Source organism: Streptomyces sp. NPDC088147, assembly GCF_044741565.1.
Lineage (GTDB): Bacteria > Actinomycetota > Actinomycetes > Streptomycetales > Streptomycetaceae > Streptomyces.
In genome coordinates, this window is record NZ_JBIUSY010000004.1 from 580,230 (window position 1) to 595,284 (window position 15,055).

Sequence of the window (15,055 nt, forward strand, 5' to 3'; positions counted from 1 at the left end):
CGCTCACGGCATGTACGGCTCCGGGTCCGGGTCCGGGCCTTCGGGTGCGGACCCGGGCTCGTCCCCCGGCCCGCATCCGTCCCCGTACTCGGGCTGGGCTCCGTGCTCGGGTTCGGCTCCGTATTCGGGTTCGGCTCCGTATTCGGGTTCGGCTCCGTGCTCGGGCTCGGTCAGGTCGGGTTCGGTCAGGTCGGGTACGTACCGCAGAACGCCCCACATGGCGCTCTCGTCGACGGCCGCCGCGTCCCGCGACGCCGTTGCCCGTGGTTCCCGCTCCTCGCAGGCGTCCAGCTCCTTGAGCAGGGCCTCCCGGTCGATCCCCGAGCCGATCAGCACCAGTTGGGTGAGGCGTTCCGCACCGCGGCCCCAGGGCGCCGGGTGGAAGCGCAGCGACCGGCCGACCGCGTGCAGGGCATAGCGGTTGGCCGGGTCGGCAGCGCCGAAGTCGACAAATCCCTTGATCCGGTAGAGCCCCGGGGGCCGGGAGTCCAGGAAGGCCATGAGCCGCCGCGGGTTCATCGGGGCCCCGGCGGTGAAGGACACGCTCTCGTAGGCCGCGTGGAGATGACCGTCGTGGGACGCGTGTCCGTCGTGGGCGGCGTGGTCGTCGTGCGTGTCCTCGTACAGGTCCGCGTACAGGTCCTCGAAGGAGAGCTGGCGGACCTTCTCCTCCTCGTCGGGACGGACCGCGGGGTCGAAGAGCAGCTCCGGGTCGATCCGGCCGTACGAGGCGGAGACCACCGGCGTCCCCGGGCCCAGTCCGTCCAGGAGGGCGCGGACGCGCCGGTGTTCCGCCTCCGCCACCCGGTCGGTCTTGTTGAGCACGACGAGATCGGCGATCGCGATATGCCGGTCGATCTCGGGATGGCGCGCCCGGGTGGCGTCGAACTCGGCGGCGTCGACGACCTGGACCAGCCCCCCGTACACGGCGTGCGGATGGTCGCCGGTGAGGATCATCCGGACGAGTTCCTGCGGTTCCGCCAGTCCGCTGGCCTCGATGACGACGATGTCGATCCGGGCGGACGGGCGGGTCAGCCGCTCCAGGTAGCCGTCGAGTTCGCTCGCGTCCACGGCGCAGCACAGACAGCCGTTGCCGAGCGAGACCGTCGAGCCGACCTGTCCGGCGACCGTCATCGTGTCGATCTCGATGGCGCCGAAGTCATTGACGACCACCGCGATCCTGTTGCCCGCGCGGCGGCGCAGCAGATGGTTGAGCAAGGTGGTCTTGCCCGACCCCAGAAAGCCGGTGAGAACGACCACCGGGATCCGCTTCCCGCTCACGCGCGCGCCTCCGTGCAGTGCCGGGTCCGGTGCCGTCCCGCTCAGTCGGCCGGCACCGGCTGGGGCGAGGGGCGGTCCCACGTACCGGGCCGCCGGGCGGACGAGCGTGGAGTCCGCCGCCCGCTCCAGGATATGGGCGCTCCGCCCGGTCGCGGCGGGCGGTACAACGGCCCCCGTCCTGAGCGGACGGGGGCCGTACGGCAGGGCCTGGCGGGTGCCCGGACGCGTGTGTCCCGGCGGCTCAGCTCCGCAGCCAGGCCGCCGTGTCCCGCGGCAGACGCCCGTCGTCCAACGGGCCGCTGGTGAGCAGGACACGTGTGTGGACGGGCAGTTCCGCCGGTTCCTCCGCGAGGTTGACGACACAGACCAGACCGTCGGTACGGGCGAAGGACAGCGCCCCCGGAGCGGCGTCCAGCCAGCTCATCGGCCCGTCCCCGAAGCCCGGTTCCGTACGGCGCAGCCGCAGGGCCTCGCGGTAGAGGGTGAGCATCGAGGCCGGATCGGCCGCCTGGAGATCCGCCGCGTACGAGGCCCACGCCGCCGGCTGCGGCAGCCATGGTTCGGTCTCCGAGCCGAATCCCGCGTACGGCTCGCCCGCCGCCCAGGGCAGCGGCACCCGGCAGCCGTCACGCCCCGGGTCCGTGCCGCCGGAGCGGAAGTGCATCGGATCCTGGATCCGGTCGCGCGGGATCTCCACCTCCGGCAGGCCCAGTTCCTCGCCCTGGTAGAGATAGACGGCGCCGGGGAGCGCCAGCGAGAGCAGCGCGGCGGCGCGCGCCCGGCGGGTCCCGAGGTCCGTGTCCGTCGGGGTGCCGAACGCCTTGGCCGCGAAGTCGAAGCCGCTGGACTCGCGTCCGTACCGGGTGACCGTGCGGGTCACGTCGTGGTTGCAGAGCACCCAGGTGGCCGGGGCGCCGACGGGCGCGTGTTCGGCGACCGTCTCGTCGATCGCGGTCCGCAGCAGGTCCGGGTCCCAGGGGCAGGCCAGGAAGTTGAAGTTGAACGCCGTGTGGAGTTCGTCCGGGCGCAGATAGCGCACGAAGCGCTCGGTGTCGGGCAGCCAGACCTCGCCGACGAAGATGGCGTCGTACTCGTCGGCGATGGCGCGCCAGGAGCGGTAGATGTCATGCAGTTCGTCGAGGTCGATATAGGGGTGCGGGTCGCGGCCCGCGGTGAAGTCCGGCAGCGCCGGGTCCTTGGCGAGCAGCGCGGCCGAGTCGATGCGTACGCCGGCGACGCCCCGCTCGAACCAGAAGCGCAGCACGTCCTCGTGTTCCCGGCGCACCGCGGGATGGGCCCAGTTGAGGTCGGGCTGCTCGGAGGCGAAGAGATGCAGGTACCACTCGCCGTCGTCCAGCCGGGTCCAGGGGGTGCCGCCGAACTCGGAGGTCCAGTCGTTCGGCGGGATCTCACCGTTCTCGCCGCGCCCGGGTCTGAAGTGGAACAGTTCGCGCTCGGGGCTGCCGGAGCCCGCGGCCAGCGCGGCCTTGAACCAGGCGTGCTGGTCGGAGACATGGTTGGGTACGACGTCGATGATCGTACGGATGCCCAGTTCACGTGCCTCGGCGATGAGTTTCTCGGCCTCGGCGAGGGTGCCGAAGGCGGGGTCGATGGAGCGGTAGTCCGCCACGTCGTAGCCGCCGTCGGCGAGGGGCGAGAGATACCAGGGGGTGAACCAGATGGCGTCCACGCCGAGTTGCACGAGGTACGGCAGCCTCGCCCGTACACCCGCGAGATCTCCGGTGCCGTCTCCGTCACCGTCGGCGAAGCTGCGTACGTAGATCTGATAGATGGCGGCGTCGCGCCACCAGTTCGTGTCGGCGGGCGCCAGAGGGCTGCCTTCCATACGACTTCCTTTCACGATGTTCGGCCCTGGGGTCCTGGTCAGCCCTTGGTGCTGCCGGAGCTGATGCCGGCGATGATGTGGCGCTGGAACACCAGGAACATCAGGACCATCGGGATACTGGCGATCACCATGGCGGCGATGAGTACCGACAGCGGGATGTTCTGCGACAGCTGGACCAGCGCGACGCTGATGGGTTGTTTGTCGGTGTCCGAGAAGACCATCAGCGGCCAGAGGAAGTCCTGCCAGACGGCGACCAGCGCGAAGATGGAGACCACCCCGAGCACCGGCCGTGACATGGGCAGCAGGATCGACCAGAGCGTACGGAGCTTTCCCGCTCCGTCGATCTCCGCCGCCTCCAGCACATCGCGCGGGATCTGGTCGAAGAACCGCTTCAGCAGATAGAGGTTGAACGCGTTGGCCACGGCCGGCAGCCAGATCCCCAGCGGGTCGTTGAGCAGGCTGGTGTGGATCAGCGGAAGATCGGCGATGGTCAGGTACTTCGGTACGAGCAGCGCCTGGGCCGGGACCATCAGGGTGGCGAGGATGCCGCCCAGGATGATCTTCCCGAACGCGGGCTTCAGCTTGGACAGCGCGTAGGCCGCCGCCGTACAGAAGACGAGCTGGAGGATCCAGGCACCGGCGGCCTGGACCACCGTGTTCCACAGATGCGTCGGGAGCTGCATCAGATCCCAGGCATCGGTGTACGCGGTGAGGGACCAGGACTCCGGGACCAGGGTCGGCGGCGTCTGGACCAGCTCGTCGGGGGACTTCATGGCGCCCGAGGCCATCCAGTACACCGGGAACAGGAAGGCCAGGACGAAGGCGAGGACGACCCCGCCGAAGACGATCCAGTAGAGGGTCCTGCCGCGGGTGCTCGCCAGCGCGAGCGGCGAGACGAGGGTCCGTACGGACGGGCCTCGCGTCGTGCGCCGGGCGGCCTCTTCGGGCGCGGGGGGTGCCTGCCGGGGAGGCGGCGCGATCTGGGTCATGGCGCTGCGCTCCTCTCAGTCGTCGGTGCGGGTGAGCCGCAGATAGAGGGCGGAGAAGAGGCTGAGCACGATCAGCAGCATCACGCTCAGGGCGCAGGCCCCGCCGAAGTCGTTGTAGAGGAACGCGTACTTGTAGATGAGATAGAGGATCGTGACCGTGGAGTTCTCCGGTCCGCCTCCGGTGATCACGAAGGGTTCCGTGAACACCTGCATCGTGGCGATGATCTGGAGCAGCATCAGCATCAGGATGATGAAGCGGGTCTGCGGAATGGTCACATGGCGCACGCGCTGCCAGATGCTCGCGCCGTCCAGCTCCGCGGCCTCGTACAGCTCCCCCGGGATGCCCTGGAGCGCGGCGAGATAGATCAGGACCGTGCCGCCCATGTTCGCCCAGGTCGCGACGATGACGAGGGAGAGGAGCGCGGTGTCCGCGCCGTTGGTCCAGTTCGAGGTGGGCAGATGCAGGAAGCGCAGCGCCTCGTTGGCGAGACCGGCGCCCGGATCGTAGAACCACTTCCACAGCAGGGCGCTGACCACCGGCGGGATCATCACCGGGAGATAGACGACCACGCGGAAGAACGCCTTCGCGTGGCGCAGTTCGTTGAGGACGAGCGCCATCACGAACGGGACCGCGAAGCCGATCAGCAGGGCGATCAGGGTGAAGGTGAGCGTGTTGCGCCAGGCCGCCCCGAACTCGGGGTCGTCGAAGACATGGGTGAAGTTGGCGGTCCCGACCCACTCCGGAGCCGATCCGGGGGTGTACTTCTGGAAGGCGATGATCACCGCGCGGATCGCCGGGTACCAGGAGAACAGCGCGAAGCAGATGAGGCCGCCGATCAGGAACCCGTAGGCGCGCGCCTGATGGGACAGCTTGCGGCGGAGGGGGCCCGCGGCGGCGCGGCCCGCCGGGCGCTGCCCCGGGGTGGCGGGCGGCGCGGCGGCGGACCGGTGGGGGGCCTGGGCAGTCTTCATCGACGCGTCAGCCTCGCGCCAGGATTCCGTCGATCTTGGACTGCGCGTCCTTCAGGAGACCGTCGATGTCGGCGTCCTTCTTGGTGAGGACCGAGGAGACGGCTCCGTCGAGGACCGAGTAGATCTGCTGGGCCTTCGGCGGCTCCAGCTTCGCGCTGAGCTGCTGGCTGCCGTCCAGGAACGCCTGGTAGTTCTCGACCGGGACGTTGGCGTACTGCTTCTTCAGCTCCTGGTCCTTGGCGTCCGTGGCGCCGGTCCACAGCCGGGGCTCGGGGAGACCGACCGGGGCCTTCAGATCGGCGGCGCGCTTCCAGTTGTTGAGCCCGGTGCCCGGGGCGTTCGTCTGGAACTCCAGCCACTTCAGACCGGCCTTGATCTGCTCGGGGGAGGCCTTCTTGCTGAACATGTAGCCGTCGCCGCCGATGAGCGTGCCCTTGCCGCCGGGCATCGGGGCGAGCGCGAGGTCCTCGTACTTGCCGCCCTTCTCCTTGACCAGGATCGGCACGTTGTCGGGCGCGGAGATGTACATGCCGAGCTTGCCCGAGCCCATCATCTGCTGGACGTCGTTGAGGATCAGGAGCTGCTTGGTCCCCATCGAGTTGTCGGTCCAGCGCATGTCCTTGAGGGTTTGCAGGACGGCCTTGCCCTCGGGGGAGTCGACGCTCCCCTTCTTGCCGTCCGCGGTGACGATGTCGCCGCCCTGCGAGTAGATCTCGGCGGTGAAGTGCCAGCCGCCCTGGTTCTGCGCGCTGTAGTCGGCGTATCCCACGTAGCCCTTGCCGAGTCCCGCGATCTTCTTGGCGGCGGCGCGGACCTCTTCCCAGGTGGCCGGCGGCTTGGCGGGGTCGAGTCCGGCCTGCTGGAAGAGCTTCTTGTTGTAGAGGAGGCCCATCGAGTAGTTCGTCCGCGGAACGCCGTAGACCTTGCCGTCGACGGTGTAGACGTCACGCAGCGACTGCTGGATGTCGCTGTAGCCCTTCATGTCCTTCACGTACGAGGTGATGTCCGCCGCCTGGTTGATGTCGACGACGTGCTTGGCGTCCGTGAAGTAGGTGTAGAAGACGTCCTCCATCTGACCGCCGGCGAGCTTCGCGTCGAAGGTCTTCGGGTCCTGGCAGGGGAAGGCGTCGCGGCCGACGACGTCGATGTCCGGGTTCGCCTTCTCGAACGTCTTCATGTCGTCCTCGAAGTTCTGCCGGTCGATCTTGGCGCTCTTCGGCGGCATGCAGTTCACGGTGATGCTCGTCTTGCCCCCGGCGGTGTCCTCACTGCCCGAGCCGCACGCGGCCAGACCAGTGAGGGCGAGCGCGGAGGCTATGGCGGCGGTGCAGGTACGGCGGAACCCGGATCGTCTCATCGGTGGGACCCCTCTTGGGCAGGAGCGTGGGAAACCCACAGCTGCTCGCTGTGTGGCGGCGCTCACTCAACCACCAACTACGGATGTCCGCAATATGTCGCCCCGATTTCGCAAATACTTGACAGTTGGTGCGCATGTCCGGTCATCTATATGCGGAACGACCTGGCAACGCGGCGGGCCCCGCACGCCGTTCGCGTGCGGGGCCCGGAGCCTGCCTGTCCTCGTTCTCTCGCCGTGCCGCCGTGCCGCCGGCGGGCCGCCGTGCGGTCGCCGGCCGGTCGTCGGCCGGTCGCCGTCGTACCGCCCGGCGGGTCGGCCCGGCGGTCGCGTCAGCCGCGCGGGACCTGCGCCGTCGAACCGCGTACCACCAGCTCCGGCTCGAACAGCAGCTCACCGGACGGCACCGCGCCGCCCTGGATCTGGGCGCTCAGCATCTCGACGGCCGCCCGCCCCATGGCCTCGATGGGCTGCCGGACGGTGGTCAGCGGCGGCTCGGTGCAATTCATGAAAGCGGAGTCGTCGAAGCCGACGACGGACACCTCGCGCGGTACGTCGAGCCCGCGCCGGCGGGCGGCCCGTACGGCGCCGAGCGCCAGCGGGTCGCTCGCGCAGATGATGCCCGTGACGCCGCGGTCCAGCAGCCGCGTCGCCGCCGCGTGCCCGCCCTCCAGCGAGAACATGGTCCGCTCGACGTACTCGTCGGGAAGCTTCACCCGGGCGGCCTTCGCCGCCGCCAGTGCCGCGGCGAGCTTGCGCCGGGAGGGCACATGGTCGGACGGGCCGAGGACGAGCCCGATGTGCTCGTGGCCGAGCGAGGCGAGGTGGCGCCACGCCTGCTCGACGGCGACGGCGTCGTCGCAGGAGATACAGGGGAAGTCGAGGTTCTCGATCGGCGCGTTGATCAGGACGACCGGGATCTTGCGCTCGGCGAGCAGCCGGTAGTGGTCGTGCGGGGCGTCCGCCTGCGCGAACAGCCCGCCGGCGAAGACCACCCCGGAGACCTGCTGCTGGAGCAGCAGCTCCACATAGTCCGCCTCGGAGACGCCGCCCTTGGTCTGGGTGCACAGCACGGGTGTCAGGCCCTGCTGGGCCAGCGCCCCGCCGATCACCTCGGCGAACGCCGGGAAGATGGGGTTCTGCAACTCCGGCAGGACCAGACCGACGAGCCGGGCGCGCTCGCCCCGCAGCTGTGTCGGCCGCTCGTAGCCCAGGACGTCGAGCGCGGTCAGCACCGACTGGCGCGTGGCCTGTGAGACCCCCGGCTTGCCATTGAGTACCCGGCTGACCGTGGCCTCGCTGACCCCAACCTTCTTCGCCACCTGAGCAAGTCGTCGCGTCATACACGCAAGACTATCGCAAGGTATGCAAGCTACTTGCTTGAGAGCGTAATTCGAGCGTAAAGGCGCCGGTACGCGAGGTGCCGGCCGGAAGCGACCGGCCGGCACCACACTACGGCCCGCCAGGGGCCCGCGCCCCCTCCTACGGGTTGATGTGGATCTTGAAGTTGGGCGTGGTGTTCTTCACGTCCAGGGCGTTGTTGCTCAGCGTCAGGCCGTTGAAGGTGACCTCACCGACGGCCGGTCCCTGACCCGCCTCCGGCAGCTCGTTGGCCCACAGTCCGAAGCCGGACTTCGCGTCGAACGCGTCACCGCTCTTGCGCGCCCCCGTGATCGAGATGTCGCTGAGGATGGTGTCCTTGATCGGGAACTGCGGCTGACCGCCCACGTAGTTGGTCTGGAACATGACGCCGCTGTAGGTCGGATCGACGATGTCGACGTTGTTGATCCGGATCCCCTGGAACACCTTGGACGCCGAGAACAGCCAGATCCCGGGGAAGGTCTGCGCCCCCCAGAAGTGGCCGCCGGCCCGGACGATCGACACGTTCTCGATCGTCGTCGGATCGGTCCCGAAGCCGTTCATCGGGTAACCGAAGTCCAGCGAGCTGACCGTGATGCCCGAGTACACGAGCGTGTCCGCGATATGGATGTTGCGGAAGGTGTTGTTGAAGCCGCCGTACACGGCCACACCCGCCGCCCGCCAGGTGAGGATCGAGGTCAGGTTCTCGTACAGGTTGTTCTTCATGTCCGAGCCCCCGGCGTCGATCGCCGAGAACAGCGCGAAGCTGTCGTCGCCCGTGGCCCGCGCCTCGTTGTTGACGACGTGGTTGTCCGTGCTGCCGTTGGTCATGTTGATGCCGTCGGCGAACATGTTGCGGATCCGGGAGTTCTTGATCGTGATGCTGTCCGTGTTGGCGCCCCAGTAGAGGCAGACCATGTGCTCGTTCCAGATGTTGTCGATCACGATGTCGGAGACATTCGAGAAGTCGAACACCTTGCCGGGCCCGTCGATACGCGAGGTGTAGTTGCCGAAGTACGCGAAGCCGGTGAAGGACGAGCCCTTCGCCGCCGCCTCCGCGCGGAAGCCGACATCGGTGTTCTCCTGCGTCGCCGGGGCGTGGAACCTGCTGAACCAGGGACCGGCGCCGACGACCTTGACCGGCTTCCCGTACACCTGGAACTTGCTGGACGTCTGGTAGTCGCCGGGCGGCAGATACACCCCGACCAGCTTCCCCGTGGTGTCCATCCGGACCCGGTCCAGGGCGTTCTGCACGTCCTGGTGCGTGAATCCGGCCGGCACCGTGTACGTGGCCGGGTCCGGGTTGGCGATCTGCGCGACCTGCTCCAGGTTGATGAAGTCGATCGCGTACGTGGTGGTGTTGGCCGCGTCCTTCTGGAGCCTGATCTTGCTGCCCGCCGGGACGGTCTTGCCCAGCTGGACGTTCGCCTCGTCGTAGATGTGCCGGGGCGCGCCGGAGCCGGGCGAGTTGCCGGGGCCGGTCTCCGCTCCGTACAGCCACGCGTACTTGGAGGTGAGGTCGATCGCCTTGAGGAAGGTGCCGTCGACATAGACGTTCAGGGTGGAGTTGATGCCACCGCCGCCCGCCGCGTCCGGTATCGAGAACCGCGTGACCAGCGTGTTCGTGCTGGCCCTGGTGGTGAACTCGACGTAGTTGCCGGTGTTGTTGAGCGTGACGGCCTTACGGCCCGACGCCTCGCCCGCGACATCGCCGACGGTCCTGTTCGGGCCGACGACCTGCGCGCCGCCGCCCGCGGTGCCGTCCTCCGCCTCGTACATGTCGTACGGCATATTGGCGCCGCGCCCGACGAACAGCGGCTGGGTGCTGGTGTTGTTCGCGCGCTTCACCGGCAGTTCGTTGGCGTCGTCGGCGAGGACCACCTTCACGCTGTACGAGCCGTTGGCCGCGGCCCAGGTGCCCAGGCCCACCGGCGGGGTGGTCGCCCCGGCGGCGATGGTGCCGTTGTGCGCGCCGGTCAGGGTCTTGACCGTGGCTCCCTTGGAGTCGAGCAGGGAGAGCGTGATGCCGTGGGCGCCGGCCGCGGAGGCCACCGTGCCCTGGTTCCTGAGCGCCACCGAGAAGGTGACGGTGTCCCCGGCCGAGGGCGAGGACGGTGAGGTGGAGACGGTCGCGGCGACCAGGTCCGAGCTGGAGACCGGCTTCACCACCAGCGCACTCGGGCTGGTGTAGGAGTTGTTGGTCTCGTTCTGCTCGATGACCGTGTTGGCCGGGTCCGCGACCGCGCCGAGCTGGTACGAACCGGCGTCACGCGGGCCGATGTCCGCCGTGACGGTGGCCGAGGCCCCGGCCGCCAGGGCGCCCACCGCGGCGGTGGCGGTCTTGCTGCCGCCGAGCTGGAACTCGACCGTGCTGGCCGGTGCGGCGACCGCCCCGGCGTTGCGCACGGTCGCCGACAGGGTGATCGGGTCCGACTCGACCGGCGCGGCCGGGGCCGCGCTGACCGCCGTGACCTGGAGGTCGGGGTTGGGCGCCGGGTCGCCGAGCACCTGGAACTCCGCCACCTGTCCCGCGCCCGAGCCGGTGTTGGAGGTGAACCTCAGCTGGACGTCGGCGACGCGCGCGCTGACCGGGATGGTCACCGCGTTCCCGTTCGCCGGGCTGAACGCGTAGTCCTTGGCGGCCACCAGGCTGGTGAGACCCGAGGCGCTCTGCTCACGCCCCAGTACCTGGATGTTCTGGGTCCGCGCTCCCCAGCTGCTGTCCGGGTTGAGCTTGACGACGACGCTCTGCGTGTCGGCGTTGGCGCCCAGTTTCACGGTGAGGGTGTTGGGGTAGCTGCCGCCCGCGCCCTCCCAGTAGGTGGTGACGCTGTTGTCGTTGGCGTTCTCCGCGACGAACGTGTGGACCACCGAGGACGCGGAGATCGGCTTGCCGACGGCGAGGTTCGACGCCGAGCCGCTGCTGCCGTTCCTGGTGACCGTGTTGCTGTTGCCGGAACGGTTGCCCGCCGCGTCCTTGGCCCGTACGTAGTACGAGACGGTCGTACCGGCGGGCTGGGTGTCCGTGTACGTGGTGGCGTCGCCGGCCACGGTCTGGCGCAGCACGTTGTTGGCGTAGATCTCGTACCCCGTCACGCCCCTGTTGTCCGTCGAGGCGCCCCAGGTCAGCTTGATCTGACCGGAGGACGGCTCGGTGAAGGCGAGGTTGGCGGGGGCGGTGGGCGCCTGGGTGTCACCGCTGTCGCCCTGGCGGGTGACGGTGTTGCTGTTGCCCGAGACGTTTCCGGCCGCGTCCTTGGCCCGTACGTAGTACGAGACGGTCGTACCGGCGGGCTGGGTGTCGGTGAACGTCGTGACATTGCCGGCGACGCTGGTGCGCAGCTCGTTGCCGGCGTAGATGTCGTACCCGGTCACGCCCGTGTTGTCGGTGGACGCGTTCCAGGTCAGCTTGATCTGGCCGGTGGCGGGCTCGGTGTAGGCGAGCCCGGTGGGCGCGCTGGGCGCCTGCGTGTCACCGGTCTCGGGGCCGTAGACCTCCAGCTCGGAGAGCTGACCGCCGGGCTGGCCGGTGTTGGCCGTGATCAGCACCCGGACATAGCGGGTGGTGACGGCGTCGAAGGGGATCGTCACCGCCTGTCCGCCCGCGGCGTTGAAGGTGTACGCCTTGGACGCGGTCAGATCCGTGAAGGCGGAGTTGTTCTCGCTGCCCTGGATCTTCAGCGTCTGGCTCCTGGCTCCCCAGCCGTCCGGCAGCCTCAGCACCACCTGGTTGACGCGGACCGAGGAGCCGAGGTCGGCCTGGATCCACTGCGGGAAGGCGTTGTTCCTGCTCTCCCAGTAGCTGGCCTTGTTGCCGTCGTTGGCGTTGCCGGGGCCGTAGACCTCGGTGAAGCTGCTCGCCGTGAGCGTCCTGCCGAGGGCGAGGTTCACCGACGCCGCGGCGGCCGCGTGCACCTCCAGCTCGGAGAGCTGGGCCTTCTTCCCCGCCGTGTTGCCCGTGATGTTCGCCCGTACGAAGCGGGCCTTGGTGGCCGGGAAGGACACGGTGACCTTGTTGCCCGCGCCCTTGCTGAACGTGTACGTGGCGGAGGACTTCAGCGTCGCGAAGCTGGTGCCGTCCGCGCTCCCCTGGAGGGAGAGCGTCTGCTTACGGGACTCCCACCCCGCGGGGAGCTTCAGCACCACCTGGTCGACGCGCTTGCTCGACCCCAGGTCCGACTGCACCCACTGGGGGAACTTCTTGCCGTCACCCTCCCAGTACGTGGACTGATCCCCGTCCGTCACGTTCCGGGCGGTCCCGTCGCCCGATGTCGTGCTCGCCGCCGCGGTCCGCCCCGCGGCGATGTTGGGACCGTCGGCCGCCATCGCGGTCATCGACGGCCAGCCGATCATCAACAGACTGGTGGCTATGGCGGCGGAGAGGACCCGCCATCTCCGGCGTAGCGATCTCATGGATCCCCGATCTTCGGCCTCGGCGCGAGGGCGACGAGGGCGCGGCTCTGGCTGCGTACCTGTAGGACAGGCATTTCTGCATTGCTGAACAGAGTCTTTTGCGTTTTGCGGTCAGAGAGTTGCAGAGAAATGCGAGTGCGTCCACCGCTCGGACAGAACGAAATCACCAGGATCCCCACCCGAGTTGGCGGCCAGTGCGCCCCACTTGCTCGTTTCCGGCCGCTCAGCAGGGAAGCGTAAGCACGCCGCAAATCACGCAAGCCATTTGCGTGATTGTGGAAGTTTCGAAAAGGGCGCTCGGCCCTCTACCGTTCGTACATATGAACGCCGCACCGAGCACCGCGGGCAGACGACGGCGATTCGGCTGGCCACGCCGGGTCTTCTCGCAGGTGCTGCTGATGCAGCTCGCCATCGCCGCGGGCGTCACCGTGCTGGCCACGGGGCTCTTTCTCGCGCCCTTCAGCGCCGAGCTGGACGACCAGGCGATGCACCGCGCGCTGGCGATCGCCGAGACCACGGCGTCCACCGATGTGGCCGCCGACCTCGTCGCCACGGACCCGACGGCCGACGGTCCCGTACAGGCCGAGGCCGAGCGCATCAGACAGTCCACCGGCGCCGAGTACGTGGTGATCATGGACAGACGGGGGGTGCGCTGGTCGCACACCGACCTGGACCAGATCGGCCGGGTCGTCTCCACCGATCCCACCGACGCCCTCGCGGGCAAGGACGTCATGGAGCTGGACAACGGCACGCTGGGCCGGTCCGCCCGGGGCAAGGTGCCGCTGCGCGACGAGAGCGGGCGGATCGTCGGGGCCGTCTCGGTCGGTATCGCGTACGACAGCGTCCGCGACCGGTTCCTGGCCGCGATCCCCGGGCTGCTCGCGTACGCGGGCGGCGCGCTGGCCGCCGGGGCGCTCGCCGCGTATCTGATCTCCAGGCGGCTCCAGCGCCAGACCCATGACCTGGCCTTCTCCGATATCTCGGCGCTGCTCACCGAGCGCGAGGCCATGCTGCACAGCCTGCGGGAAGGCGTCGTGGCGCTGGACGGGACCGGCAGGATCCGGCTGATGAACGACGAGGCGCAGCGGCTGCTCGGGCTCGGCCCCGACGCCATCGGACGGCCGCTGGACGAGGTGCTCGGCACCGGGCGCACCACCGAGGTACTGGCGGGGCGGGTGGTCGGCGAGGATCTGCTGGCCGTCCAGGGCAGCCGCGTCCTGGTCGCCAACCGGATGCCCACCGACGACGGGGGCGCCGTCGTGACCTTCCGCGACCGTACGGAGCTGGAGCGGCTCGGCCGGGAGCTGGACGCCACCAAGGGGCTGATCGACGCCCTGCGCGCCCAGGACCACGAGCACGCGAACCGGATGCATACGCTGCTGGGGCTGCTGGAGCTGGAGATGCACGAGGAGGCGGTGGAGTTCGTCACCGAGGTCGTCGGGGTGCACCGGGCCACCGCCGAGCAGATCACCGAGCGGATCCACGATCCGCTGCCGGCCGCGCTGCTGGTCGGCAAGGCCACGGTCGCCGCGGAGCGGGGCGTCTCGCTGCGGCTCTCCCCCGGCACGCTGCTGCCGGACCGGCTGATCGACCCGCAGGGTCTGGTCACGGTCGTCGGCAACCTCGTCGACAACGCGCTGGACGCGGCGGCCGGCTCGGAGGACCCGCGGATCGAGGTGGAACTGCGCGCCGAAGGCCGTACGGTCGTGCTCGTGATCTCCGACAGCGGCCCCGGCGTCCCGCCCGGCCAGCGTGAACTGGTCTTCTCCGAGGGCTGGTCGACCAAGGAGCCACCGGCCCACGGCAAACGCGGCCTCGGGCTTGCCCTGGTGCGCAGACTCGCCGAACGGCAGGGCGGCAGCGCACGGGTCGGCGCGGGGGCGCACGGTGGTGCGGAGTTCACGGTCGTGCTGCCGGAGGCGCTGACGGAGGACGGACCGGGCGGGACCATGGAACCGGACGGGACCACGGGATCCGGCACAGCGCCCGGGACGGACCGTGAGCAGGCCACGGCAGGGGAGACGCGATGATCGACGTACTGGTCGTGGACGACGACATCCGGGTCGCGCAGATCAATACGGCCTATGTGGCCAAGGTCGCGGGCTTCCGGGTGGTAGCCCAGGCCCACACCGCCGCCGAGGCCCTGGACCGGATCGCCGGTCACCCCGTCGATCTCATCCTGCTCGACCACTATCTGCCGGACGAGAACGGGCTCGCGGTGGTACGGGAGCTGCGGCGGCTCGGCCATCAGACCGATGTGATCATGGTGACGGCCGCGCGCGATGTCGCCACCGTCCAGTCGGCGATGCGCCACGGCGCGCTCCAGTACCTGGTCAAACCCTTCAACTTCGCGGGGCTACGGGCCAAGCTGGAGGCGTACGCGACGCTCCGCCGCACCCTGGAGGGCGGCGGCGAGGCGGAACAGTCGGAGGTGGACCGGATGTTCGGGGCGCTCTCGGCGGCGAGCGCCCCGGCCCTTCCCAAGGGCCACTCCCCCACCACCGCCGAGGTGGTGCGCAAGGTGCTGATGGGCGCCGACGGACCGCTCTCGGCGCAGGAGATCGCGGAGCGCGCGGGCATGAGCCGGCAGACCGCACAGCGCTATCTCAAACTGCTGGAGCGGGCCGGGCGGGTACGGCTCACGCTGCGGTACGGGGAGACGGGGCGGCCGGAGCACCGGTACGCCTGGGCGACGAGCGGCTGAGAAGCCGCCGCCGGGACCGGGCCGTGTCCCCGGTCCGTGTCCCCGGTCCCTGCCCACGTCGTGGACCCCCGGCCTGGGTCTACGGCCTGGCTCCTCGGCCACGGGCCGTTCACCGGGGCCGCCCCCGGACCCGCTCC

Annotated in this window: 9 protein-coding genes; 2 read left to right on the forward strand and 7 right to left on the reverse strand. The window is 69.5% G+C overall.

The genetic code is table 11. From position 1 onward, the window contains the following. Positions 1-3 precede the first annotated feature (3 nt). From ACIOGX_RS17630 to ACIOGX_RS17660, 7 genes are all read right to left on the reverse strand, one after another. Positions 4-1,281, reverse strand: a complete 1,278-nt coding sequence (locus ACIOGX_RS17630) for a GTP-binding protein (RefSeq protein WP_401914099.1) — start codon at positions 1,279-1,281, stop codon at positions 4-6. A 241-nt stretch (positions 1,282-1,522) separates the two neighbouring features. Then, positions 1,523-3,127 (reverse strand): glycoside hydrolase family 13 protein, encoded by a 1,605-nt coding sequence (locus ACIOGX_RS17635; RefSeq protein WP_401914101.1) that lies wholly within the window; start codon positions 3,125-3,127, stop codon positions 1,523-1,525. A gap of 38 nt (positions 3,128-3,165) precedes the next feature. Continuing rightward, positions 3,166-4,116 (reverse strand): carbohydrate ABC transporter permease, encoded by a 951-nt coding sequence (locus tag ACIOGX_RS17640; protein WP_356511837.1) that lies wholly within the window; start codon positions 4,114-4,116, stop codon positions 3,166-3,168. A gap of 15 nt (positions 4,117-4,131) precedes the next feature. Next, the gene (locus ACIOGX_RS17645; RefSeq protein ID WP_356511839.1) at positions 4,132-5,088 is read right to left on the reverse strand and encodes a sugar ABC transporter permease; all 957 of its coding nucleotides are present in this window, start codon (positions 5,086-5,088) and stop codon (positions 4,132-4,134) included. A 7-nt stretch (positions 5,089-5,095) separates the two neighbouring features. Beyond that, positions 5,096-6,445: a sugar ABC transporter substrate-binding protein gene (locus tag ACIOGX_RS17650; protein WP_356511841.1), complete on the reverse strand. Its 1,350-nt coding sequence runs from the start codon at positions 6,443-6,445 to the stop codon at positions 5,096-5,098. Positions 6,446-6,774: 329 nt separating this feature from the next. Next, positions 6,775-7,785: a LacI family DNA-binding transcriptional regulator gene (locus ACIOGX_RS17655; protein WP_129773598.1), complete on the reverse strand. Its 1,011-nt coding sequence runs from the start codon at positions 7,783-7,785 to the stop codon at positions 6,775-6,777. Between the two features lie 139 nt (positions 7,786-7,924). Continuing rightward, positions 7,925-12,214 (reverse strand): discoidin domain-containing protein, encoded by a 4,290-nt coding sequence (locus ACIOGX_RS17660; RefSeq protein ID WP_401767377.1) that lies wholly within the window; start codon positions 12,212-12,214, stop codon positions 7,925-7,927. Between the two features lie 320 nt (positions 12,215-12,534). Between ACIOGX_RS17660 and ACIOGX_RS17665 the strand changes: the two genes are divergently transcribed. Then, on the forward strand, positions 12,535-14,244 hold the full coding sequence (locus ACIOGX_RS17665) for an ATP-binding protein (protein WP_401914105.1): 1,710 nt from the start codon (positions 12,535-12,537) through the stop codon (positions 14,242-14,244). Then, on the forward strand, positions 14,241-14,918 hold the full coding sequence (locus ACIOGX_RS17670) for a response regulator (RefSeq protein WP_129773601.1): 678 nt from the start codon (positions 14,241-14,243) through the stop codon (positions 14,916-14,918). The genes ACIOGX_RS17665 and ACIOGX_RS17670 overlap by 4 nt, the downstream gene beginning before the upstream one ends. Positions 14,919-15,055 lie beyond the last annotated feature (137 nt).

What these genes read in the sequence shown, in the direction of transcription:
- ACIOGX_RS17635 (WP_401914101.1), bottom strand. Translation starts at nt 3,127, where the DNA reads ATGGAAGGCAGCCCTCTGGCGCCCGCCGACACGAACTGGTGGCGCGAC.
- ACIOGX_RS17640 (WP_356511837.1), bottom strand. Translation starts at nt 4,116, where the DNA reads ATGACCCAGATCGCGCCGCCTCCCCGGCAGGCACCCCCCGCGCCCGAA.
- ACIOGX_RS17645 (WP_356511839.1), bottom strand. Translation starts at nt 5,088, where the DNA reads ATGAAGACTGCCCAGGCCCCCCACCGGTCCGCCGCCGCGCCGCCCGCC.
- ACIOGX_RS17650 (WP_356511841.1), bottom strand. Translation starts at nt 6,445, where the DNA reads ATGAGACGATCCGGGTTCCGCCGTACCTGCACCGCCGCCATAGCCTCC.
- ACIOGX_RS17655 (WP_129773598.1), bottom strand. Translation starts at nt 7,785, where the DNA reads ATGACGCGACGACTTGCTCAGGTGGCGAAGAAGGTTGGGGTCAGCGAG.
- ACIOGX_RS17660 (WP_401767377.1), bottom strand. Translation starts at nt 12,214, where the DNA reads ATGAGATCGCTACGCCGGAGATGGCGGGTCCTCTCCGCCGCCATAGCC.
- ACIOGX_RS17665 (WP_401914105.1), top strand. Translation starts at nt 12,535, where the DNA reads ATGAACGCCGCACCGAGCACCGCGGGCAGACGACGGCGATTCGGCTGG.
- ACIOGX_RS17670 (WP_129773601.1), top strand. Translation starts at nt 14,241, where the DNA reads ATGATCGACGTACTGGTCGTGGACGACGACATCCGGGTCGCGCAGATC.